Below are 23999 nucleotides of genomic sequence, written 5' to 3' on the forward strand. Positions count from 1 at the left end.
TGGCAACTTTCTTCGACCCCAAGGTTCATTATTTTATTAGATGAAGGTAAATTGTTTTTTGGTGCATCACTCAATAATATTATCCGATTAATTCACCATATGCTTCAGCATCCAGCAATTCATCCCACTGACTGGGATCAGATATTTTTATTTTAATGATCCATCCCTTTTCATAAGGGTCTTCATTGATGATGGCTGGATCATCTCCTTCTGATTCGTCCAATGTAGGATTGAATTCTATAACTTCTCCAGACATTGGCATAAATAGATCAGATGTAGTTTTTACAGCTTCTACCGCTCCAAATATCTCATCTTTTTCAATATGGTCTCCCACGGTTTCTACTTCGACATATACAATGTCTCCAAGTTCAGACTGGGCGAAATCCGAAATGCCGACACGTATTACATCATCGCTTTCTTTGATTACCCATTCGTGCTCTGCAGTATATTTGAGATTGCTAGGTATATTACTCATTTTTCGAATTTTATTCTTTAATGTGGTTTTTAATCCAATCCAAAGTGACAGATTTTGGTCTCTCCAATGGCAATCCCAATGCACGCGACCAGCACAAATTACTCAATACCCCCAATGCTCTGGATACTCCAAATAATACGGTGTAAAAAGTATATTCCGTGATTCCGTAATGAACCAATATAGCCCCTGAGTGCGCATCTACATTTGGCCATGGGTTCTTTACCTTACCCAATCCGTCTAATATTTCGGGTACTATGTCAAACAACTGCCAGATAACTTTGACTATTTTGTCATCGCTTAGGTGTTTTTCAGCGAAATGTTTTTGTGCAATAAATCGAGGATCTGGTTTTCTCAATACAGCGTGACCATATCCTGGAATCACTCTACCGCTGGCCAATGTTTTCTTGATATATTCTGCTATAGCTTCGTCAGAGGGTTCTTGAGTTCCTAATTCTTCAAGCATTTCAAAAACAAATTTGATCACTTCTTGATTGGCTAATCCATGTAGAGGGCCAGCCAGGGCATTCATCCCTCCAGCTAGTGAAAAGTAGGCATCACTTAAGGTAGATCCAACCAAATGCGTAGCGTGGGCAGATGCATTTCCTCCTTCGTGATCGGCGTGTATAGTCATATACAATCGCATTAAATCGTGGAATTCCGGATCGTCATTGCCCAACATATGAGCAAAATTGGCAGCCCAATCCAAACTCGTATCCGGCTCTATTTGATCGTTGTTGTGATATATTCTTCTATATATATAAGATGCTACCCGTGGCAAACGAGCTATTAAATTCATGACATCCTCAAACATGGGATCCCAATACGATTTTTTGTCTATACCTTCACTGTATTGTTGTGCAAATATACTTTCTGTTTGCATGGAAGTGATGGCTACACTAAACATGGCCATGGGATGAGCCGTTAAAGGCATAGCATCTATGGCATCGAAAGTGTGTTGAGGAACTTGTGCCCGACTTTCCCATTCATCTGCCAACTCCTTAACTTGTGCTTCATTGGGAAGTTCTCCAGTTAACATCAACCAAAATAAACCTTCAGGTAATGGTTCAGAGAAATTCAATTTTGGAAGTTTTTCTCTGAGTTCAGGGATACTAAATCCTCTAAATTTTATACCTTCTATAGGATCTAAATGCGATGTTTCACTAAACATACTTTTAATACCTCTCATTCCGCCGATCACCTGTTTCAGCACTACTTCATCGACCTTAACATCGCCTTTTTCCTTTAGCATTGATTTCAACTCGATGGCTACTTCTGATGATTTTTGTTGAAATAATGATTTGAGTTCCTTCATTAGGATAATATATTTTTGAATCTTTGATTAAATTATATAAAAAAGTGTGAGTCATCTGATTCACTGGGAGCGAATATACAATATAAATTATCTAATTACAATATAGCTAATGTATGTTTTTAATAAATGAAATTCTTGTGAGCGATGAAATATTGACCAAATCCTTTTGCTGTGATTTGGCCGCTTGCAAAGGAGCTTGCTGTGTAGAAGGTGACTTTGGTGCACCGTTAGAACCAAGCGAGAGAGTGAAGTTAAGAGAAGTTTTGGCCGACGTCCTTCCCGATCTGGATGAAGTGTCTCAAAGTGTAATTGCCGAAGAAGGAGTCGATCGATTTTTTGTGGGCATGAGTGATTTTGGAACCGTTTTAAGACCGGATGGAGCCTGTGCATTTGTCATTTTTGATGAAGATGGAAAAGCCCTTTGTGGAATAGAAAAACAATATAGAGCGGGAAAAATTGATTTTAAAAAACCACTGAGTTGCGAATTATATCCCATTCGTGTAACCAAAGATGAAGATATTAATTTTATGGCCCTTAATTATGACGATTGGAAAATTTGTCAGCCGGCTATTAAAAATGGTTCCGAATTAGGCCTGCCATTGGTGCATTTTTTAAAGGATGCATTGATTCGTGGCTATGGTCTTGAATTTTATGATGCCCTTGAGGCGGCTCGACTTTATCATAAAGATTCACCGGAATAACATTATTATATAATAAGTAGGTAGAAAATGCGGAAATTATTTACCTTTGCAAATCTTTTTAGTAAGCAAACAATCATTGAATTATGGCCTTAATAGGGACAATCAGAAAAAATAGTTGGTTATTATTTGTATCGATAGCCTTGGCATTGGGAGCATTCTTGATCATGGATATGGTCGGAAATAGCAGTCAATCTCAGATGGGTAATCTAACCATTGGTGAAGTTAATGGGGAAAAAGTAGATTATCGAAATTTTATGGCCCACGAAGAGGCCGTGTATTCAGGTGGAGGATCTGACGTGTATTCCAGACGTAACTATCTATGGAACTATTACTTAAACAAAACTCTTTTTGAAAACGAAGCTGAAGAAATGGGAGTTAGTGTTGGAAAAGAAGAATTGTTGGAACTACAATTTGGTAGTAACATCAGTCCGGTAATCCAACAGCGCTTCTCTAATCCAAATACAGGTGGAGTAGATTATCAGCAGTTAAATAGTTTGCGTCAGCAAATTCAATCCGGTACAATGCCAGAAGAAACTAAGCGTTTTTGGTCTTGGCAAGAAAAGGAGATTATGGCTGATCGGACTCAGAAAAAAATTGAGAATATCGTTGCCAAATCTTTTTACACTCCTTCTTGGATGGTAGAAGACATGGTCGATCAACAAAATAATAAAGTGGAATTTGCCTACGTAAAAATCCCCTTTGATCAGGCAAAAGATATGGATATTCAAGTAACCGATACAGATATCCAGGAATATTTAAAGAAAAATCAAAATCAATACCTTGTAAAGGAAGAACAGCGCAAGTTGGAATATATGACTCTGAGTGTAATGCCTACGAGTAGGGATAGTGCAGAGATCAGAAATCAAATTGTGAAATTGATGGATGAGTTTGCTAAAGTAGATAACGACACTACCTTCATTCAAAACAATGAAGGAATATTTACCTCAGCATATGAATTGAAAGAAGATGTGCCAGCGGTTATTGCTGATGCAGTATTTGAAGATGAGATCGGAAGTATCGTTGGTCCATACGAATTAGAAGGTTCTATTAGAGCAACGAAGATAGTCGATCGAAAAGTTATTCCAGATTCTGTACTTTCTAGACACATCTTGTTTACTGGACAGACCCAACAAGATTTAATTGCTGGATTCCAAAAAGCAGATAGTCTTAAAAATTTGATCGAAACAGGTGTCGCTAGCTTTGATTCTTTAGCGATCAAATTTAGTCAAGGTCCATCGGCACCCAACGGCGGTGACTTGGGCTATGCTGGTCAAGGACAGATGGTACAACAATTCAATGACTTAATCTTCTTTAATGCTGAAATAGGGGAGCTCAATACCGTAGTGACTCAATTTGGAGTGCACTTGGTTGAAGTCTTGGACAGAAAATATATCAATAAAAAACAAGGAGTACAATTGGCTACTGTTTATGAAAGTATAATTCCTAGTCAACAAACCCAAGATTCGCTATATGATGTAGCACAAGAATTTGTCTCTAGTAATCGAACCTTGACGGAATTGCGTCAATCTATTGCAGACAAACCTCAGTTTAGATTGCAAATTGCACCAGCGGTTAAGAAAAATGATTTTCTTTTCGGAACCTTTGGGGGTGGTAATGTAAGTAGAGATATCGTTCGATGGGCTTTTGAAAATTCTACTTCGGTAGATGAGGTTTCTTCCATAGTTTATATATATCAAAATCCGCAATTGTTCTACAATGACAGATATGTGATCGTAGGATTGGATGAAGTCATGGAGGCGGGATTGCCCAAGCCTGAAGATGTGAGAATGCAAGTAGAACAAATCATTTTGGATGAGAAAAAAGGACAGTCTATAGCAGCCAGTGTAGCTGGTACTAGCAATCTAGATGAATTGGCACAATCGTATAACTTAAGTGTAGATACGGCTAGAAATGCTAGTTTTTCTGCTGACTTTATCGATGGAATCGGTCAAGAACCAAAATTGGTTGCCATGGTCACCAACGGAGAAATTGATCAAATCAACAAGCCCGTAGTAGGAACAACTGGTGTATTTGTAACCAAAGTTTTGGGTAAAAGTCGAACCAACTTGGCGGATTATTCATCAGTGAGAGCAAATTCAGTATCGCAAATGGCACAGCAAGTTAGTGTGGCCTTACCAGGGGCATTAAAAGAAAAAGCTGAGATAAAAGATAATCGATCCGATTTTTATTAATTTAAAAATTGAAATACAAAAATTGTAAATTGGGCTGTTCTATTCATAGACAGCCCTTTTTATTTATGGTAGGAGATAATATATATATGTGTGTGAGAATTTTACTGACTGCGGTATCGGTACTGGCGATGTTTTGTTTAAAGGGACAGAACTTCGATGGGTATGTCAACCTTGGTAATCAGTATTCAGCAGCTCTTACCGCCTTAAGTGGAAGTAATGGTAGCCAATACGATAGCGATGCCAATGTATGGACCCTTAACCCCGCTTTATTGACTACGAAGCAAAACCCTACTTGGAATTTTAATTCTTTTTTTCATCCCGGAGAAATATCTGAGTTTTCTATCGGTTATTCGCGCGCACTCGATAGTGTTTGGCCGATCGCCTTCAATTTGCAGAGAACTTCTTTTGGTACATCATCTCGATATGATGCTGAAGGTCAATATATGGGGGAGTTTTCTGCAGCAGATCACCGGATTTCTGCAGCTACTTCGCGACAACTCTCAGATAAGATATACATTGGATTATTGATGAACTATACTTGGCGTAGAATCGATATCTACCATTCGCATGTCTTTATGTTGGGGATCGGAGGTCAATATTTAATCAACGATTACAATAGTATAGGACTTACTATACACCAATTGGGACTGGAATCCAAGCCTTATATATCTCAAAATAATGCTACTACCATCGACCTTTCATTGTACGGAAGTAGAAAATTGCAATACCTTCCTCTTCAAGTATTTTTAAAACTGCAAAAATTAAATCAATGGAATCAGTTGGATTATTCTAATCCATTTGTTGAAAATACTATTGAATTCACAGATCAAGAGGAAAAAATAGATTCTAGAATGACAGCATTTGTCAAGGAATTCTTTGCTCATGTAGTCATCGGTGGAGAATTTGCGTTTGGCCGAAATGATAATATATATTTGCGTTTTTCCTACGACCACTTGAGAAACAAACAATTGGGGATTGATAACATTAGATCTTTGGAAGGAATATCCCTAGGCTTTGGTTTGCAGTTGAAGAAGATTAAATTCGATTATGCATGGGAAAAAATATACTTCAATGCTGCCGCTCATCAAATATCTATTCAATTTTCTCCATTTAGCAATAATAATCAGACTTCTGCAGTACTGCCCAAGGGTTTTTAATACCTTTTTTCTTCAATACTATTCAATTTACAAGGGACTAATTTTTATTGGTCTTAAGACCAACTCTCGTATTATTAGTATTTATTCTTGATTTTAATAAATGCAATTGTATTATAATGTAAATATTTGGTTGTGTTTATTTTACACAGTGTTAAAGTTGTCTTAAAATTATATTTTAATGGTATATTTAGATTTTGAACCTAATAATACTGTTATGAAAAATCTATTGTTATTTGCCTTCCTTTTGATAAGTAGTGGAATCATGGGCCAAGGTCTAGTCCAAAAAGAGTCGGCTGCATTTATCAAATATACTTCTGATAAAATTATGCAATTGCTAGATGAAGTTTCCGATGATGAACTCGCCTGGAGGCCAGAAGAAGATGTTCGTTCCTTTGGAGAAGTTTTTGCTCATGTAATATCAGCCAATTACTTCTTTGCATCTAAATTGGGAGCTGAAATCCCAGAGTCGGTAGATATGAAATCTATAGAGATGGACTATGATACCAAGTCTGAGTTGAAAAAGGGGTTAGAAAGCTCTTATGCTTTAGTATTACATACTATAGGAGATATTTCAGATGATGGTCTTACTGAGATGGTAGAATTTCCAATGCCGGGTGATTATACCCAACTCTCTACCATACTTATCATAATGTCTCATTCCAATGAGCATCTCGGACAATTAATAGCTTATGCACGGATCAATGGTATAGTGCCACCTTGGAGTATGGAAGAATAGAGTGTGGATCTATGGTTAGCCCTCTTGACACAATTGTATATACATTTCGAATAAGTCAGTTCAATATTTCTTTAACGATATAAGTATAAAATAAAAGACCTCGGTAAGCTTAACTTATCGAGGTCTTTTTTTGTATCAATAAACTATTTTAGGTAGTTGTGGTGTTGTTATCGTCAACATCTTCGATCGATACGATTTGATCTGGAAGTTGTTTTTTTAATTTCTCCTCTTCTGGATAAGGGCGATTGCCAATAAGTAATTCCAAATCACTTTTAACAACAACTTCTTTTTCGAGTAGGGCATGAGCCAGAATTTCCAACTCATTTCTGTGTTTTGATAATAAATCTTTTGCTCTTTCAAATTGAATTTGAACCATTTTTCTGACTTCGGAATCTATAAGAGCTGAAGTCTCTTCACTGTATGGTTTACTGATTTGATCTTTTTGAAGTCCATAAAAAGACACATTACCTACATTTTCATTCATTCCGTAGACGGAAATCATACTATAAGCCATTTTGGTGATTTGATCCAAATCATTTTGAGCTCCTGTACTTACCTTGCCAAATACAATGGTTTCTGCTGCACGACCACCAAAGGTCATACACATTCTATCCAATAATTGTTCTGTACTGGTGATGTATTCTTCTTTAGGTAGATATTGGGCATATCCCAATGTACCAATTCCTCTGGGAACTATGGTTACTTTTACCAATGGTGAAGCGTGTTCCAAAAACCATCCACAAATGGCGTGGCCAGCTTCGTGATAGGCAATAACCTTTTTCTCTCCTGGAGAAATCAATTTGTTTTTCTTCTCCAATCCACCGATTACTTTATCCAAGGCATAATTGAAGTCATCCATGTCCACTTTCTTTTTGCCTCTCCTCGCTGCGATTAATGCAGATTCATTACATACGTTGGCAATCTCAGCACCAGCAAAACCCGGTGTCATTTCGGCAAGTACTTCGGCATTTACTGCAGAAGAAGCTTTAATGTGTTTTAGGTGAACTCTAAATATTTGTTCTCTACCATTGAGGTCTGGGCGATCAATACCTATTTGCCGATCAAATCTTCCTGGTCGCAACAATGCACTATCCAATACATCTGGGCGGTTAGTAGCAGCCATTAGGATAACTCCCTTCTCACTTGAGAAACCATCCATTTCCACCAACAACTGATTTAAGGTATTTTCTCTCTCGTCATTCCCTCCCTGGATGCTATTTCTTCCTCTGGCTCTACCGATGGCATCTATTTCGTCAATAAATATAATACAAGGAGCTTTCTCACGAGCCTGTCTAAACAAATCTCTTACTCTGGAAGCACCTACTCCCACAAACATTTCGACAAAGTCTGATCCACTAATGGTAAAGAATGGTACTTCAGCTTCACCGGCTACTGCTTTTGCCAATAGAGTCTTCCCTGTTCCTGGAGGGCCTACCAGCAATACTCCTTTGGGGATTTTACCCCCTAGTGCGGTATATTTTTTAGGATTCTTTAAAAAATCCACGACTTCTATTACTTCTTCTTTGGCTTCATCCAACCCAGCAACATCTTGGAAGGTAACATTGACCTTGGTATCCTTGTCAAATAAAGTAGCTTTTGATTTGCCAATATTAAATATTTGAGCTCCTGGTCCACCAGCTCCACCACTCATCCTACGCATGATAAATATCCAAATGGCTACAATAAGGATAATGGGTAAGATGTATGTCAATGCCGAAGTCCAACTGTATTCATTGCGATACAATGGGAATATTTGTTGGTCTGGCTGTAAGCTTTCGTTGATTTTTTCCAAACGAGTCTCCAAAGCATCAACCGTTCCAATGTTGAAGTTGAAGTGAGGTTGGTTGATATTGAATGCATCAGTGGATATATTCTTAAATTCCTCTGAGTCCAACCGGGATTTTTTAATGTATACTTTCGCCGTGGTTTTATTGACTACTTCCAATTTGTCAATTGCACCACTTTGTGCCAATTCATTAAATCTTTTATAACTTATTTCCTCGCTTGCTCCTACGCCTGCACTGTATACTTGAATAACAAGTAAGACCAATATTACGATGCCATAAATCCAATAGATATTGAATTTACTACCTTTTTTATTGGGTCCTTTATTGTTCTTTGTATTTCTAGTTTCATTCATATTTATTCATTTTCATATTCGGTGATTTGAGCATCTTCCCAAAGTGCCTCAAGATCATAAAATTTTCTCGTTTCTTGGTGAAACACATGCACGATCGTGGTAAAATAGTCCAAAGCAATCCATGTTGATAAAGACTTGCCATTGGTGTGAATGGGTAACCATCCTTGTTCTATTTTAATTTCCTTTTCGACCCGTTCCGCAATTGATCGTACATGATTGGCAGAATCGGCTTCACAGATGATAAAATAATCTGCCGGAGGAGTTTCCAAGGTTGTTAAGTCAAACTTTAAAATATTCTTACCTTTGCTATCCTGAATTTTTTGGATGATAAAGTCATTTAATAGTTCGCTTTCGAATTTTTGGTTTTCTTTTAACTTGGCTTGCAAATGATACACTATTTTATTTATAAAAAACAAATTTACTGATAACTTGGCTGATTTTGATCTTTTTAAACACTTTACTTCGATACAAAGTACCAATCAGTACTGTACCGAACTTATTGCAAAAAGTAATCCATTACCATTTACTGTCATTTCTACAGATTTTCAGTCCAATGGGGTCGGTCAAATTGGCAGTAAGTGGATCTCAAATATAGGAGAAAATGTTCTTATGTCTATCATCCTATATCCTGATTTTATAAACGCAAATGAATCCTTTAAGTTGCATTTTTTGACCTCTTTGTCATGTGTGGAGGTTTTGAGGCAGTATATTGACGATGATAGAATCCAAATAAAGTGGCCGAATGATATCTTGGTCGATCGCAAAAAGATCGTCGGAATGCTGATAAAAAACACATTTTCAGGACATAGTATTAAGAATGCCATTGTGGGAATAGGACTCAATGTCAATCAGACCGATTTTGATCAGTATCTCTTTTCTGCTACATCTATAGCCTCCATTATAGGTAGACCACTAGAAGTAGATACTATCAGATTGGAAATACTGGAAAATATTAAGAAATTTTTTGAACTATTAAAGTCCAATCACAGTTTGAAGGAATTGTATTTACATTCCCTTTATGGATACGATGAATTATTTAATTTTTTCGACCTCATTGATCAAACTTATAAAGTAGGCAAGATTACCGATGTGTTGAGAGATGGAAGGTTGATTGTCGATGTGGCAGGTAGTGAAGTAAAATATGAATTTAAGCAAATTAAATTTTTAATAAATGGCTGAGAATACAGTTTCAATAATTGCGATTGGTGATGAACTTTTATTGGGTCAAATCGTAGATACCAACTCTGCTTGGTTGGGACAAGAACTGGCCTTACACGGCTTTGAAGTTAATGCCAAATATACAGTTGCCGATGAAATAAATGATATTTGTGAAGCCCTAACTACCGCGGGGCGTCGCTCCAAATACGTAATTGTATCTGGTGGTCTTGGTCCGACCTCAGACGACATGACTATAGCAGCCGCTGAGCGGTTTTTTGAGGATACCTTGGTGGAACATGAGCCTACAAAGACAGCAATATCGAGTTATTTTGAAAGTAGGGGGCGCGTAATGTCATCACACCATGCTAAACAATTTTACTTGCCGAGTAATGCCACAGTATTTGCAAATGAAGTCGGTACAGCACCGGGCATAAAAATGTATCGCAATGGTACTTACTATTTTTTTGTGCCAGGAGTGCCCGTTGAGATGAAATATCTCTATGAAAAATACATTCTTCCTTCCCTCAACAACGGTGGAGTGGACAATATGATAAGATATCATTTGTTTACAGCCGGGATGGGAGAAACATCACTGGTAGAGTTGATTGCAGAGGATTTATCTCGTTTACCTCCGAATATCAAAATGGCTTACTTACCCTATCACGGAGGGGTGAGAATAAGGATAACAGGGCGGGATATGGATACCCCTGAGAAAAGAGATTATCTCAGCCGATTTAAATCGACAGTAATTGCAAAATTAGGTCTTCATTTTGTCGCTGAAAACCATAATAGTTGGTCGACTGCAATGGCAGCTATTTTGAAGGAAAGAGGTTTCAAATTGGCTACTGCCGAAAGTTGTACCGGTGGTTATATCGGTCATAAAATGACGAGTTTGTCCGGTTCCTCAGAATATTTTTTGGGAGGAATAATAGCTTATGACAATGAAGTCAAATCGGCATTGTTGAATGTAAAACAAGAAACTTTAGATACACACGGAGCTGTGAGTGAAAACTGTGCTCGTGAAATGTTAAAGGGATTGTGTAGTGCTATGCCCTGCGATGTAGGGGTAGTGACTACGGGGATCGCAGGTCCAACCGGAGGATCCAAAGACAAACCAGTAGGTACAATATTTATCGGTGTCGGTAATGAAAATCGACAAATAATAGAAAAATTTTCATTTAGAAGTAGCCGATTAGGGAATATCGAGTCTACTTATAGCATGGCCATGTATATGGTATATAAATTTTTATCTAATCAATAATTCCCTTACTTTTACATTTTAGAAAAAAGAAATACGGAAGATGGCTATATATGAACTTGTGATGCCCAAGATGGGAGAATCTATATTTGAAGCAACCATCCTCAATTGGTTGGTTGAAGAAGGTCAAGAAGTAGTACAAGATGATATAGTCTTGGAAGTGGCCACTGATAAAGTAGATTCAGAAATTCCTTCCCCTGTATCTGGGAGAGTGGTAGAACTGCGAGCAAATGTGGACGAAGTAATCAAGGTAGGAGAAATTATAGCCATTATTGAAGTGGAAAACAATTCAGGTGAAACCGTACACAAATTGTTTGATGAGGCTGAATCTGTTTCTCCTAAAGTAGAGGAAACGTCAATGGTAGAAAATGCGGTAATTCATCCGGTAAGCGATGAGGATCATTCTGCTACATTGGCTATAAAGGAGTCGGATAATCGATTTTATTCGCCATTGGTGAGGATGATTGCTGAAAAAGAAAATATATCAGCTGGAGAATTGGCAGGTATTCACGGAAGTGGGTTAGCTGGTCGAATCACCAAAGAAGATGTTATGACTTTCTTAGACCATAGAAAGGAAGGAAAGGATAGTAGCACCGAGTCGATCAGTGAGACGAGTAAAGATAGTCTGATTAATGGATTTAAGGAAAATGCAAGTAAAGTTTCCCACAACTCTGATTTAGAGGAAGTTATTGAAATGACTCGGGTAAGATCTGCTATTGCCGACCACATGATGCATTCCAAAGTAGTGGCTGCTCATGTGACCTCGGTTATTGAGACCGATATGACGAAGATCGTCAATTGGAGAAATCGAAATAAAGACAAATTCTTTAAGCAATTTGGAGTGAAATTGACCTTTACCCCGATTTTTGTGAAGATTATTGCGGAATTACTGCATGAGTTTCCCTATCTAAATGCCACTATTGATGGTAAGAAAGTAATCTTAAAGAAATATATCAATGTGGGTATAGCTACAGCCTTATCCGACAATACTTTAATAGTACCTGTAGTTAAGAATGCCGATCGCTATAATTTAGTGGGCTTGGCCGGTCAATGTAGTGATTTGGTCAACAGAGCACGTAAGAATAGTTTGAGTGCAGATGAAATAAGACAGGGAACATTTACCCTAAGCAATATAGGGACCTTTGGTAATCTTTTTGGCACACCACTGATCAATCAGCCCGAAGTGGCCATATTAGCTACCGGAGCCATTGTTAAAAAACCAGCCGTAATAGAAACAGAAGAAGGTGATTTTATAGGTATTAGACACAAGATGTTTATGTCATTGTCATTTGATCATCGACTCATTGATGGATATCTCGGAGGAAGCTTCTTGAAGGCTATCTCGGATAAGTTAGAAGACTTTGACGATGATGATTTTTAACTTGAAGAAAAAGATTGGCAATAGTACTTTCCTAATTCTTACGATTTTGGGCATTATGCTATTGACAGGATCTTCAGGTTATAGCCAGAGTAAAAAATCCTTAAAAAGAATGGCCACTCAAATGGAGGAATCCGGCCAAGGAGAAAAAGCCACCCTCTACTACGCAAAATTATTGGAGTCCCATCCAGGGCAAATTCAAGAACGATATCGCTATGCCAAGCTGTTGTTGGACTTGGATCGACCGAGTGAAGCATTGCAGGTACTGGAGTTTGTTCAGGCTACAGAAAAGAAATATGACCCTATATATTATTATTTATTGGGGCAGGCATATCAAGGTATGGGACTATTCTCTCAGGCCAGAATGTCATATAAATCATATTTGCAAAAAGAAAAGGACAAAAAAATTAACTCAGAGGTGTATCTGAAATTGAAGCAAACTTGGATAGGTGTCCAGAACAACCATGATCCCATAGATTTATATATAGAAAATCTAGGTGGGACAATTAATACTAAATCGAATGAAATAGGTCCCATTTATTCTCCTAATTTTAGCGATCGATTATACTTTTCGTCTAATGGTAGTAATATGGCAGCCATAAATCGACAAAGTATATATCAGATGTACGGTGTTGGAGTCCAAGTTGGAAAATATGATGACTTAAAAGTATTGGATGAGGACTTGGTCCAAAACCGCGATCAAATATTATATTCATTTAGTCAAAATGGAATGTCTGTTTATTATTCCGAATATGATGGTTCTTCAGACGATCATATGAAGGTGCATACGGTGACGGATGAGTCGGGAATCAATATCAATAATTCATTGGATCATCCTGTGTTTTCAACCGCAAAAGGTGATCGAGATCTATATTTTGTCAATGATTCTACAATATTGTTCTCCAGTAATTTAAGGGAAGGTTTGGGTGGTTATGACATCTATATCGCCTATTGGGTATTGGGCAAGTGGAAGGTGGAAAACCTTGGACCTGATATTAATTCTTCATTCGACGAAATAACTCCTTTTATTACTAAAGATGGTCGCAATATTTACTTTAGTGCGAATGGGGATCGAAGTATGGGAGATTATGATGTTCTGCAGTCAACCTATGACGATGATAGGGGAGAGTGGGGGGAAGTAATCAATCTCGGCAAGCCTATTAATTCGGGTAAGGATGACGTAGGATTCCGATGGTCGCCAGAAGGCAATAAAGCTATCCTTGCATCCAATCGCCCCAATGGTTATGGTCAATTTGACCTCTATGAAATATTTTTTGAAAACATACACTTGCCACAAATCCATAGAGCTACTCCACCTCTGTTTTATCAGGTTCCTGCCTATCATTCATTTAAGGAAGTCATACCTGTAGATAAATATGGTAATCCTTCGAAACTCGACATATCAGATCTCTACTATACCAATCAAGGCAATATTCTAAGTGCAGAAAATACCAAGATTCTGGATGAAGTGATTCGGTATCATCAATTTTATCCTCACCTCAATTTTGTAGTTAAAGTATATTCGTCCGCCAATCAATTGACCGGTTTTAGTTTGTATAATGGATATCTAAGAGGTCAAATGGTCTCTCAGTATTTAACGGATCACAATGTGAGTCCGAGTAAACTGAAGATATGGTCTTTCGCTGGTCAATATCAAGTTGCATCTACTTCCTCAATCAAAGTAGACAATGTGTATGCAAAAAACAATAGGATAGAAATTGAAATAGTCAATAACAATGCTCTGCCATTTAAAGGTGAAAATGAGGATACTAAATCGGCATGGGAAAAAATCAAAAATGGTGGGAATTCCGAGGAAATTCTACCAGGACTTTATTATAGAGTGAAATTGATGGATGAAAATCAAGTGTTGAAAGGTTCTTTGTTGGCTGATTTTCAAGATGTTGTGTTAGAAAGGAAACTTAATGACAATTTAATATCTTATTATAGTGGTATATATCCTACATTTGCACTTGCCAAAGAACAGATAATTAATATTAAAGAACAGGGGTTCAAACAGGCTGCCATAGTCGCTTTTGATCGATATTATGAAATATTGAGAAGTGATATCAATGTTTCGCTATTAGCAAAATATCCAGATTTAAAGAACTACCTTATAGACTTGAAATAATATGAATAGATTTAAATTCTTTAAAGAGGGAATTAGGAATATAAAAACCGTAGGTACAGTTACACGTAGTTCGAGGTACCTATGTGATAAAATGGTTAATCACAGTAAGATTCACAATGCTAAATGTATTGTTGAATTGGGAGCAGGAGATGGGGTTTTGACCAAACATATATTAGAAAGAATGCCGGATAACTGTCGGTTGTTATCTTTTGAGATCAATGAAAAATTCTTAGATACCCTGAACAAAATTAACGATGATCGATTGATCATTATCGCTGATTCAGCGGAGAAATTGGAAGATTATACGAGGCAGTTCAAGATGGAAGAAGTGGATATAGTATTTTCGGCATTGCCTTTTACCGTTATACCCAAACATATCGCTACTAATATTGTAAGGTTGGCTCAAAAGGTTTTAAGAGCAGATGGGGAATATTTGCAAATTCATTATTCCTTGGTCGCCAAGAAAATGTATAGCGACATTTTCGGTAATGTAAGTGTGTACTTTCAACCGATTAATATTCCACCAGCCTTTGTATTGAAGTCTTTAAAGATTTAACGATATATATATTTTAAAGTATTATGTGCGGTTATTCCAGTACCGCTCTTGCTTGGTAGTGGTAAAGGTATCGGGTTCAAAGAAGTAATCACTTTCTTCGTCTTCGTCCCATTCGTCGCTGTCCTCTTCTCGATTTTTAAACAAATAGGCCACTAATATTCCGACGATGCCACCGAGTAAATGGCTCTCCCAAGACACCCCTGGTTGGTTGGGAAGCACACCGTAAAACATACCACTGTAGAGAAATAATATAATCAGAGACAGGACTATTGATTTGCGATCTCTGTTAAAGATCCCTGCCCAAAAGATAAAGGAAACCATTCCGTATACCACTCCGCTGGCCCCAATATGAAATGCTGGTTTGCCAAATATCCATACCAATAAACCGGTCAAGGTCCAGATGATGGCTAGGGTGGGAAGGGCGATCTTTCTGTAAAAATAAAATATAATAAGTCCCGATACGAAAAAGGGAACACTGTTGTTGATCAAATGCCCCATAGATCCATGGATGAATGGAGAAGCCCAAATGCCCCAAAGTCCTTCAATATGACGAGGCCATACCCCCCAATTAGAAAAATGCAAGCCGCCAAAGATCTCAAGTAATTTGGATACCCACATAATGATGATCATGGATACTGGCCACTGGGCAGCATTTAATAGTTTTTGGGTTGAATTGGTTTCTTCCATTTATAAAAATATTTCATTGGATATCTCTAATACTTCTGGTAAGTATTCTAGTTTAAATTTATTAACTCCTTTGTCCTTGAAATAGTTTAATAAATGTTCGGTAGGCATATTGCCTATTAAATCATTTTGGGCCATAGGGCAGCCTCCATAGCCTTTGATCGCTCCGTCATATCGCAAACAGCCAAATGAGAATGCAGTATCTATTTTTTCTTTCCAATTATCTTGTAAGGTGTGTAAGTGTAAGCCAAATTCGATTTGATTGAAATCACCTTTCATGGTTTGCACGACTTGACCAATGAGGGATGGACTACCCATGCCAATGGTGTCTGATAGAGAGATGATCTTTACGCCAATTGCCTTGAATCGTTCAGCCCAATATACAATGATATCGGGATGCCATAAATCTCCATATGGATTGCCAAAACACATAGAAAAATAAACGACGAGGTCTTTGTTTTTGCGAAGACATAGGTCTTGAATTTCACGGATGCGTTCAAAGGCTTCTTCCCTGGTGGCATGGGTGTTTCGGAGTTGGAAAGTCTCAGATATGGAAAATGGAAAACCCAAATACCTTATTTGAGGGTATTCTACTGCTTCTTTGGCTCCTCGATAATTGGCAATAATGCACAGCAATTCTGTGGAAGTATTGCTCAAGTCCAATCCATTCAAAACCTCTCCAGTATCCCTCATTTGAGGAATGGCTTTGGGAGAAACAAAACTGCCACAATCCAGAGTGTCAAAACCTATTTTGAGTAAGGCATTGATATATCTTATTTTCAACTCCGTTGGGATAAAGGTTTTTATTCCCTGCATGGCATCCCTCGGGCAGTCGATGATCTTGAGGTCATCCAGTGAATTATGGTCTTTGTTCGTCATTACTTAGGTTTGTATTACACCGGTATTAAAGGGTTTGATAGCTGCGTTTTGCGCTACCTTTAAAGCCATTGAAATGTATTCTCTGGTTTGGTCTGGCCGTATAATTTCATCCACCCATAACCGAGCCGCTGCATAATAAGCCGAAGTTTCACGTTCGTATTTTTGTTTGATTTTTTCTAATCGTTCTGCGTGATCGTCTTCGTTGTATTGTTTTTTACTTTCTTCTATTTGCAATAATACCTTAGTGGCTTGACTTCCTCCCATGACGGCTATTTGGGCCGTAGGCCAAGCAAAAATAAATCGTGGGTCATAAGCTTTACCGCACATGGCATAATTGCCAGCTCCGTTTGAATTGCCCAAAATGATAGAGATTTTAGGGACGGTAGAATTGGCTACTGCATTGACCATTTTGGCACCATCTTTAATAATTCCACCGTGTTCGGATCTCGAACCGACCATAAATCCAGTTACATCGTGTAAAAAGACTAGGGGTATTTTTTTCTGATTGCAGTTTAGGATAAAACGAGTGGCCTTGTCCGCAGAATCTGAATAGATAACCCCTCCGATTTGAACTTCTCCTTTTTTGGTCTTTACTATGGCCCGATTGTTCATTACTATGCCTACATGCCATCCATCGACTTTGCCATAGCCACAGATAATGGTTTGGCCATAACCTGCCTTATATTCGGTAAAGGTATTGCGGTCAACAATACAGTCCAATATTTTATATGAATCGTAGGGAAGATTCCTCTGTTCGGGAAAATGTGATAAGATTTCTTGGACAGCTAGGCTAGGGGATTCAGCTTGACTTCTCGCCAAGTGAGACTGATGAACTATCCCCATATTGCCGACGATATCTTTGATTTTGTCTAAGCATTCTTCATCGGTTTCTACTGCGTAATCGGTCACTCCCGATATCTCAGAATGAGTACTGGCACCACCTAGGGTTTCCTGATCTACATTTTCTCCGATGGCGGCTTTTACCAGATAGGGACCAGCCAAGAAAATCGAGCCAGTGCCTTTGACAATGATGGATTCGTCCGACATGATGGGAAGATAAGCTCCTCCTGCAACACAACTTCCCATTATGGCCGAAATTTGCGGTACGCCCATACTGGACAATATGGCATTGTTTCTAAATACCCGACCGAAATGTTCTTTGTCTGGAAAAATTTCATCTTGCATGGGTAAAAATACTCCAGCACTGTCTACTAGGTATACTATAGGAAGCCGATTTTCAATGGCTATTTCTTGAGCTCTTAAATTCTTTTTACAGGTAATGGGAAACCAAGCTCCGGCTTTGACAGTGGCGTCATTGGCTACTACTATGACCTGTCGCTGATTTATATTGCCTATACCTACTATGACCCCTCCAGCTGGACATCCTCCTTCATTTTTGTACATTTCATACCCTGCGAATAAGCCCAATTCATAAAATTCACTATCTGCATCCATTAAATAGTCGATTCGCTCTCTGGCGGTAAGTTTTCCTTTGACATGCTGTTTTTCAATTTTAGCACTTCCTCCTCCTTGATATATGAGATGCTGTTTTTTCAACAAGTCATCTAAAATAATTTGATTCGATGTTGTATTTTTTGTTTTGTCGGTTTCGATCATGAATTAGCAGATTTATCGATATAAGTATAATTCTTCATCACCACGTCTTAACAGAGGTTGACTTCCAATGACAGAAGATGATAACATGAAGTAGAAAATAAACAATAATACTGTAAAAAAGATTGTCTATGTCAAGAAATTAAAAGAAAAATAAGAAGGAGTCTTTCCTAGGTAAATATATATAGAGAGAGCTATAAAAAATATATGCCGTTGTAAACCTGTAAAATGAATCTGTGAAACGGAGAATTGTTAGATGAATTTCTTTCGAAGGAGTTAACAAAAAGCGGTGAGGGCGGGATTCGAACCCGCGGTACCTTACAGTACGTCGGTTTAGCAAACCGGTGGTTTCAGCCACTCACCCACCTCACCTTTCTGTTATATATCGTTGAGATATTTTGAATCTATCTTCTTTCGGCTGGCAAATATAAAATATTTATTTAAAAACTCGCAAAAATTATTTTGAATGAAGGCTCATTGTGATTTTCTTTTCCAAATCATCCACAGTTTCCTTAAATATTTTATCTGTATCCATGAGATCTTTCACGGTTTTGCAGGAATAAATAACCGTACTATGATCTCGACCACCAAAGGTGTCCCCGATGGTTTTTAACGATTTGTTAGTATGTTTTTTTGCAAAATACATTGACAATTGTCGCGCTATTACAATATTTCTTTTTCTCGACTTACTTTGTAAATGATCGGCCTCAATTTTAAAATGACTAGCTACCAATTCCTGAATGCTCTGGATGGTGATTTCCTTGCTCACTTGTTCCACGAATTTTTGAACCACTTCTTTGGTGATTTCGAGGTCGATCTCTCTATTGTTGAGACTGGATTGTGCAATCAATGATACCAATACCCCTTCCAATTCTCTGATATTGTTCTTGACATTGTAACAGATAAATTCCAATACATTGTCCGGTAATTCCAAGCCTTCCGTCAACATTTTGTTGTCCAAAATGGCCATTCGAGTTTCATAGTCTGGAGATTGAAGGTCAGCGGTTAAACCCCATTTAAATCTAGAAATTAATCTTTCTTCCATTCCCTCCAAATCTTTTGGCGGACGATCAGATGTCAATACCAATTGTTTGCCGTCTTGGTGCAATTGATTGAAGATATGGAAGAAAATATCCATGGTCTTGGTCTTATTGGCAAAAAACTGAATGTCGTCTACGATAAGTATGTCCAATTGGTGATAAAAATTGAGCAAATCATCGATCTCCCCATTTTTGATGGCGTGAACAATCTGATTGGTGAATTTTTCTGAAGAAACATAGAGAATTTGTTTCTGGTCATTTTCTTTTAGCGCTTGGTTTCCTATAGCGTGAGCGAGGTGGGTTTTTCCCAAACCTACATCACCGTATATCACCAAGGGGTTGAAAGCGGTTCCACCTGGTTTTTTAGATATTGCCATCCCTGCATTTCGCGCCAATCGATTGCAATCGCCTTCCACGTAATTGTCGAAATGGTACTGTGCATTGAGATTGGGATCAATCTTCAATTTTTTAATACCTGGAAATACAAAAGGGTTTTTAATATTGGTTTTTTCAGTATCCAATTGCTGCTTATCTATTTTCACCGCATTGGAATCGTCTTGTTTTGTTTTTAAGATTCGATAATTGAGTCCAGCACTATTGCCTATTACTTCCAATAGGGCTTTCTTCATTAAATGAACGTAGTGTTCTTCTATCCACTCGTAGAAAAAATTATTGGGCACTTGTATGGTCAATATTTTTTTATCAAACCGCACAGGCTCTATTGGCTCAAACCACGTCTTATAGGCTTGAGGGTTAATCTCTGTTTTTATTATTTGTAGGCATTTATCCCAGATGTTTCTGCCATCATTTACCATGTACTATTAACTTTGTCGATTAATAAAATCCTAAATTTCCAGTGCGAGGAAACAAATTCAGTTTATTGGGCTACGAATTTTCAAAAAAAAAATTCGTAAATGGAATGATTTCGTACAAAAGATCAGAATATTTTCATATTAAATAAACATAGAATATGTTTTTAATGAAATAATATAACGACGATTTTTATAATGCCGTATGTTATTCTGTTTTCATATTTTCATTTATAAATATAATATTCCTCAAATGGATAATAAAACTTTCGTTAAAGAACTTTTAAATTTTTACAGTCGTAGCATTTTTTCGATTTGCTTTTCTCTAAAAATAAGTCAATTCTTCCCAGTAAAATACCGGCCCATCCCGCTTGATTGATAATGACATCTTCCTCCTTGCGATTTTTTACAAGAATGGGTTCCACCAGAAAGGTATGTGTATGTCCGCCTAAAATCAAGTCAATGTTTTCCGTATGTTCCGCTAGTTTTAAATCGTCAATTTTTGAATTATCATATTTAAATCCCAAATGGGATAAACAGATGACTACATCACAGTCTTCATCGTGTTTCAATCGCTTTGCAGTTTGATTGGCAACGGTGATAGGATCTGTATAAATAGTGTTTCCGTATAACTGTTGGGGCACTAATCCCTCCAGTTGTATCCCCAGTCCGAATATACCAATTTTTATGCCACCTTTTCGTTTTATAACATATGGTAAAATTTTATTATTTAACATAGTGTCGCTAAAGTCGTAATTGGACGAAACAAAATCGAAGTTGGCATGAGGCAATTGTTTGTCGAAGCCTTCCAAACCCAAATCGAAGTCGTGATTCCCTATTGTTGCCACGTCATATTCCATGGCCGACATTAATTTTATTTCCAATTCTCCTTTGAAAAGATTGAAGTAGGGGGTGCCCTGAAAAATATCTCCACTATCGAGTAATAAGACATTTTTTTCTTTAGATCTAATCTGTTGGATCAATGCTGCTCTCTTGGCTGCTCCTCCAGCATTGGCATTTCTACTGCCATCGTCGGGAAAGGGATCTATTCGAGAATGGACATCATTGGTGTGCAAGATGGTTAGTTTGATCCAATCTGTTTTTCTGGCCAATATATCGTGAGCAAAGGGGTTCATGGTCAGTGAAAGACTTGCCAAAGAGGACCATTTAATAAATTTTCTTCTCAGCATGATTATGGATTTACTTTTTTAATTCGTCCTTCTAATTCAGCACTTACAACGCCGTGTTTTTTGGCTATTTCAATAAACGCGTCTCTCAAATACACTCCGGTATTGTTATAGGGAAGGTCTTTGAGAAAGGAAAGATTACTCCCTCCATTGGCCAAATAATCGCTTAGACCTATGCGGTAATTACGCCCCTCATCTATGGCTTGCCCATTCAGTGTCGCAGATTGTATTTGTCCATCGGCAATGGTCATTGACAGTTGTTTGCTTACTGGCCATCCGTCATTGGAAGCGATGACTTCGAGTAATTGTAATAGGGTGGAGCCATCTATTTCCATGGTCACTAAATAATTGTCAAAGGGCATCAGCTCATAAATTTGACCGACCTTTAGATCTCCTGCGGCCAATCTTGTAATGCGAATACCGAAGTAATTGCAAATGGATAGATCCATGGTTTCTCCCGTATTGGTCTCGATATATTCATCCATGGCATCGGCCACCCAATTGCCTATGGTAGATTCTACATTTTGTCTGGTCATGATAGTCGGTACTGTGGCTATTACAGTATTCATCTCCCTCTCTTCCTCTATGCGGTAGGGTTCGATAATATCATTTATGGCCTTTACTTCATCGCCTTCTATTTCGGTTTCGGCAACATTGTATCTTTCAAAATGTGCTTGACTTAAATGTGCATAAGGCTTACATCCGCTGAGCAATAGCGCCAAACAGAAGATGGTAAAGGTGAAAAACTTAGAATACTTCATTGTTGCTAGTTATATCAAATGAGCTACTTCCGTCCGTATTGCAGCAGTCGCTGTATCGAGTGGATTAAATGTTCTTTGACCTAGTTTGTCCATTAATGCATGGATAAACACCTGCTCCGATTGATAAGTTTCCAAATCTTGGTTCAATTCATCCAATGTTTGAATGGCATCGTCCTTGGCAATGGAGATAATCTCCCATAATTTATTGGATACATACAACTGTTGGGTAATGTTGTGTTCGTATTCCAATTGAATATCCATTTTCATGTTTTGAATCAGGCTTGAAGTGTTGTTTGCATCGGGAAGACACCTTCTGATCACATTGGGGAACTGAATACGCTCAGTAAAAAGAGCCAATCTTTCATAAGCCTGAAGTTTTCGCTGTAACATGGTTTCCGACAGAGGATTGGTTTGATTGGTCAGGATCATTCGTTCAAAATGATCCATTTTCTGTTGAATAAATTTAAACAAAAACCATAAGGTGATTACGGTTACAAATAAACAGAGCGCAAAAAAGATATATGTAGGTATAAAATTATTCATAGCGAAAAATAAACTTTTCTTTTTTACTTTGTGTTAAATTAGGGAATATTATTTTAATCGCCAAGAATTGAAGAATGTCGTATGAAAGAAGTAAAAACTGCCAGTACTATTGAGCCAATAATTTTAACTGATGGAGCAGTAAAAGAATTAATAAAAATTAGGGAACAAGAATCTATTCCCAATGATTATGCTTTGCGTATTGGGGTGAAAGGTGGAGGTTGTTCTGGTTTTTCATATATTTTAGGATTTGATGAATTGAAAGAGAACGATAAAAAATATACCATCAATGGTCTTGAAGTAATTATAGATAAAGCCCATGCGATTTATCTGCTGGGTATTGAGATCGATTTTGAGAATGGTTTAAATAACAGAGGGTTTTCTTTCAACAACCCCAACGCATCGGATACTTGTGGTTGTGGAACCTCTTTCGCAACATAAATTATAGGAATTTTCAACTATTTTTCCGCGTTGTTATCAACAGAATATTTAGTAGTGAAATATTTGCTGAATTGAACTGTATTGTATTTTAATCAACGATAAATTCCCCCTCGTTCAATAAGTCTTATTGAATGAGGGGTCGGCTTGAAGGAATGAAATATTGCGGTTGAAGGATTTAAATTCAACCCTCATATTCTTATAGGCATATGGTGAAACTCGCACTATCCATATGTCCCATTATCGGGGGATTGAGTTTGTGAATTGTCAATTGAAGGGATTGAATAATAGGGAAGGATTTCAAGAGGGTTTGCCCTAAATCGTATCCCACGGTTTCAATCAGTTTCTTGGGTTTTGCCATTTCTTCTTTGCAAACAGCATATATGGCTTCGTAATCTACGGTATCCTCTAAAGCATCTTTTTCAATGGCAGATTGAATGTCGTATTCAAATTCGCAATCGATTTTGTATTCACCTCCTATTTTCTGTTCTTCTGCATAATATCCGTGAAATGCTTTAAAATGCATGCCCTTTAATGTAATTTTACTTCTCATAATAAGTCGGTAGTTGTATAAATTTTGGTATTATTGAAGAATAATACCATATGCATTTTTATGATGTCGGTTAATATTTTGAGTATATGAGAAGTTTGACGAGGCCACGACTGAATATAACTGAATGAAGTCACATAGGATGAGGGCACCAATGCCACCGCGTATGGGGTGGGAGAGGAAAGAGCCATTGACCTTAAATCGGTCAATGATATGACTGAATATAGTAGGAAGTACCAAAGGTCGTAAATCGACCTTTGATGAAGGAACCGGAGTCACTACGCTCCGGGTGGGTAGGTGTCCGAG

General features: G+C 37.7%; 22 protein-coding genes and 1 tRNA gene. 10 read left to right on the top strand and 13 right to left on the bottom strand.

Translation table 11 applies throughout. From position 1 onward, the window contains the following. Positions 1–79 precede the first annotated feature (79 nt). Both gcvH and LVD51_RS03165 read right to left on the bottom strand, forming a co-directional pair. Positions 80–475 carry a glycine cleavage system protein GcvH gene (gcvH, locus tag LVD51_RS03160; RefSeq protein WP_236969737.1) on the bottom strand — a complete coding sequence of 132 codons (396 nt, stop codon included), beginning with the start codon at positions 473–475 and terminating at the stop codon, positions 80–82. A 10-nt stretch (positions 476–485) separates the two neighbouring features. Then, positions 486–1787, bottom strand: a complete 1302-nt coding sequence (locus tag LVD51_RS03165; protein ID WP_236969738.1) for a citrate (Si)-synthase — start codon at positions 1785–1787, stop codon at positions 486–488. Positions 1788–1900: 113 nt separating this feature from the next. Between LVD51_RS03165 and LVD51_RS03170 the strand changes: the two genes are divergently transcribed. The 4 genes from LVD51_RS03170 to LVD51_RS03185 all read left to right on the top strand — a co-directional run bounded on the left by LVD51_RS03170 (position 1901) and on the right by LVD51_RS03185 (position 6573). Then, positions 1901–2488, top strand: a complete 588-nt coding sequence (locus tag LVD51_RS03170) for a DUF3109 family protein (RefSeq protein ID WP_236969739.1) — start codon at positions 1901–1903, stop codon at positions 2486–2488. Between the two features lie 83 nt (positions 2489–2571). Then, on the top strand, positions 2572–4680 hold the full coding sequence (locus LVD51_RS03175; RefSeq protein WP_236969740.1) for a peptidylprolyl isomerase: 2109 nt from the start codon (positions 2572–2574) through the stop codon (positions 4678–4680). Between the two features lie 92 nt (positions 4681–4772). Beyond that, positions 4773–5837: a PorV/PorQ family protein gene (locus tag LVD51_RS03180; RefSeq protein ID WP_236969741.1), complete on the top strand. Its 1065-nt coding sequence runs from the start codon at positions 4773–4775 to the stop codon at positions 5835–5837. A gap of 178 nt (positions 5838–6015) precedes the next feature. Next, positions 6016–6573 (top strand): DinB family protein, encoded by a 558-nt coding sequence (locus LVD51_RS03185; RefSeq protein WP_236969742.1) that lies wholly within the window; start codon positions 6016–6018, stop codon positions 6571–6573. 148 nt (positions 6574–6721) lie between these two features. Here the strand turns inward: LVD51_RS03185 and ftsH are convergent, their stop codons facing one another. Then, the gene (gene ftsH / locus LVD51_RS03190) at positions 6722–8713 is read right to left on the bottom strand and encodes an ATP-dependent zinc metalloprotease FtsH (RefSeq protein WP_236969743.1); all 1992 of its coding nucleotides are present in this window, start codon (positions 8711–8713) and stop codon (positions 6722–6724) included. 2 nt (positions 8714–8715) lie between these two features. Then, a complete protein-coding gene (rsfS, locus tag LVD51_RS03195; protein ID WP_236969744.1) occupies positions 8716–9099 on the bottom strand; it encodes a ribosome silencing factor in 384 nt (127 codons plus the stop codon). 43 nt (positions 9100–9142) lie between these two features. Here rsfS and LVD51_RS03200 point away from each other — a divergent pair, with 43 nt between their 5' ends. The 5 genes from LVD51_RS03200 to LVD51_RS03220 are packed head-to-tail and all read left to right on the top strand — an operon-like array spanning position 9143 to position 15191. After that, positions 9143–9892: a biotin--[acetyl-CoA-carboxylase] ligase gene (locus LVD51_RS03200; RefSeq protein ID WP_236969745.1), complete on the top strand. Its 750-nt coding sequence runs from the start codon at positions 9143–9145 to the stop codon at positions 9890–9892. Beyond that, complete coding sequence (locus LVD51_RS03205; protein ID WP_236969746.1) at positions 9885–11132, top strand: CinA family nicotinamide mononucleotide deamidase-related protein; 1248 nt, start codon at positions 9885–9887, stop codon at positions 11130–11132. Before LVD51_RS03200 ends, LVD51_RS03205 begins: the two co-directional genes overlap by 8 nt. Before the next feature lie 40 nt (positions 11133–11172). Beyond that, positions 11173–12510, top strand: coding sequence for a dihydrolipoamide acetyltransferase family protein (locus tag LVD51_RS03210; RefSeq protein ID WP_236969747.1), 1338 nt, complete (start codon positions 11173–11175; stop codon positions 12508–12510). Next, positions 12497–14635, top strand: a complete 2139-nt coding sequence (locus LVD51_RS03215; protein ID WP_236969748.1) for a hypothetical protein — start codon at positions 12497–12499, stop codon at positions 14633–14635. The genes LVD51_RS03210 and LVD51_RS03215 overlap by 14 nt, the downstream gene beginning before the upstream one ends. A gap of 1 nt (position 14636) precedes the next feature. Further along, positions 14637–15191 (top strand): class I SAM-dependent methyltransferase, encoded by a 555-nt coding sequence (locus LVD51_RS03220; RefSeq protein WP_236969749.1) that lies wholly within the window; start codon positions 14637–14639, stop codon positions 15189–15191. A gap of 21 nt (positions 15192–15212) precedes the next feature. Here the strand turns inward: LVD51_RS03220 and LVD51_RS03225 are convergent, their stop codons facing one another. The 8 genes from LVD51_RS03225 to LVD51_RS03260 form a co-directional block, all read right to left on the bottom strand. Further along, complete coding sequence (locus LVD51_RS03225) at positions 15213–15878, bottom strand: rhomboid family intramembrane serine protease (RefSeq protein WP_236969750.1); 666 nt, start codon at positions 15876–15878, stop codon at positions 15213–15215. Beyond that, positions 15879–16754 (bottom strand): beta/alpha barrel domain-containing protein, encoded by an 876-nt coding sequence (locus tag LVD51_RS03230; RefSeq protein WP_236969751.1) that lies wholly within the window; start codon positions 16752–16754, stop codon positions 15879–15881. A gap of 3 nt (positions 16755–16757) precedes the next feature. Then, positions 16758–18371, bottom strand: a complete 1614-nt coding sequence (locus LVD51_RS03235; protein WP_236969752.1) for an acyl-CoA carboxylase subunit beta — start codon at positions 18369–18371, stop codon at positions 16758–16760. Positions 18372–18655: 284 nt separating this feature from the next. Continuing rightward, positions 18656–18740: transfer RNA gene (locus tag LVD51_RS03240), tRNA-Ser, on the bottom strand. Between the two features lie 85 nt (positions 18741–18825). Further along, a complete protein-coding gene (dnaA, locus tag LVD51_RS03245; protein ID WP_236969753.1) occupies positions 18826–20223 on the bottom strand; it encodes a chromosomal replication initiator protein DnaA in 1398 nt (465 codons plus the stop codon). Between the two features lie 266 nt (positions 20224–20489). After that, entirely contained in the window at positions 20490–21407 is a 918-nt protein-coding gene (locus LVD51_RS03250) for a bifunctional metallophosphatase/5'-nucleotidase (protein WP_236969754.1), read from the bottom strand. Positions 21408–21409: 2 nt separating this feature from the next. Next, entirely contained in the window at positions 21410–22165 is a 756-nt protein-coding gene (locus LVD51_RS03255; RefSeq protein ID WP_236969755.1) for a 5'-nucleotidase C-terminal domain-containing protein, read from the bottom strand. A 9-nt stretch (positions 22166–22174) separates the two neighbouring features. After that, positions 22175–22708: a DUF7935 family protein gene (locus LVD51_RS03260; protein WP_236969756.1), complete on the bottom strand. Its 534-nt coding sequence runs from the start codon at positions 22706–22708 to the stop codon at positions 22175–22177. 81 nt (positions 22709–22789) lie between these two features. Between LVD51_RS03260 and LVD51_RS03265 the strand changes: the two genes are divergently transcribed. Continuing rightward, positions 22790–23146 (top strand): HesB/IscA family protein, encoded by a 357-nt coding sequence (locus LVD51_RS03265; RefSeq protein ID WP_236969757.1) that lies wholly within the window; start codon positions 22790–22792, stop codon positions 23144–23146. Positions 23147–23342: 196 nt separating this feature from the next. Here the strand turns inward: LVD51_RS03265 and folB are convergent, their stop codons facing one another. After that, the gene (gene folB / locus LVD51_RS03270) at positions 23343–23696 is read right to left on the bottom strand and encodes a dihydroneopterin aldolase (protein ID WP_236969758.1); all 354 of its coding nucleotides are present in this window, start codon (positions 23694–23696) and stop codon (positions 23343–23345) included. Between the last annotated feature and the right edge of the window lie 303 nt (positions 23697–23999).

The organism is Membranihabitans marinus (genome assembly GCF_021729155.1).
Classification (GTDB): domain Bacteria; phylum Bacteroidota; class Bacteroidia; order Chitinophagales; family Saprospiraceae; genus Membranihabitans; species Membranihabitans marinus.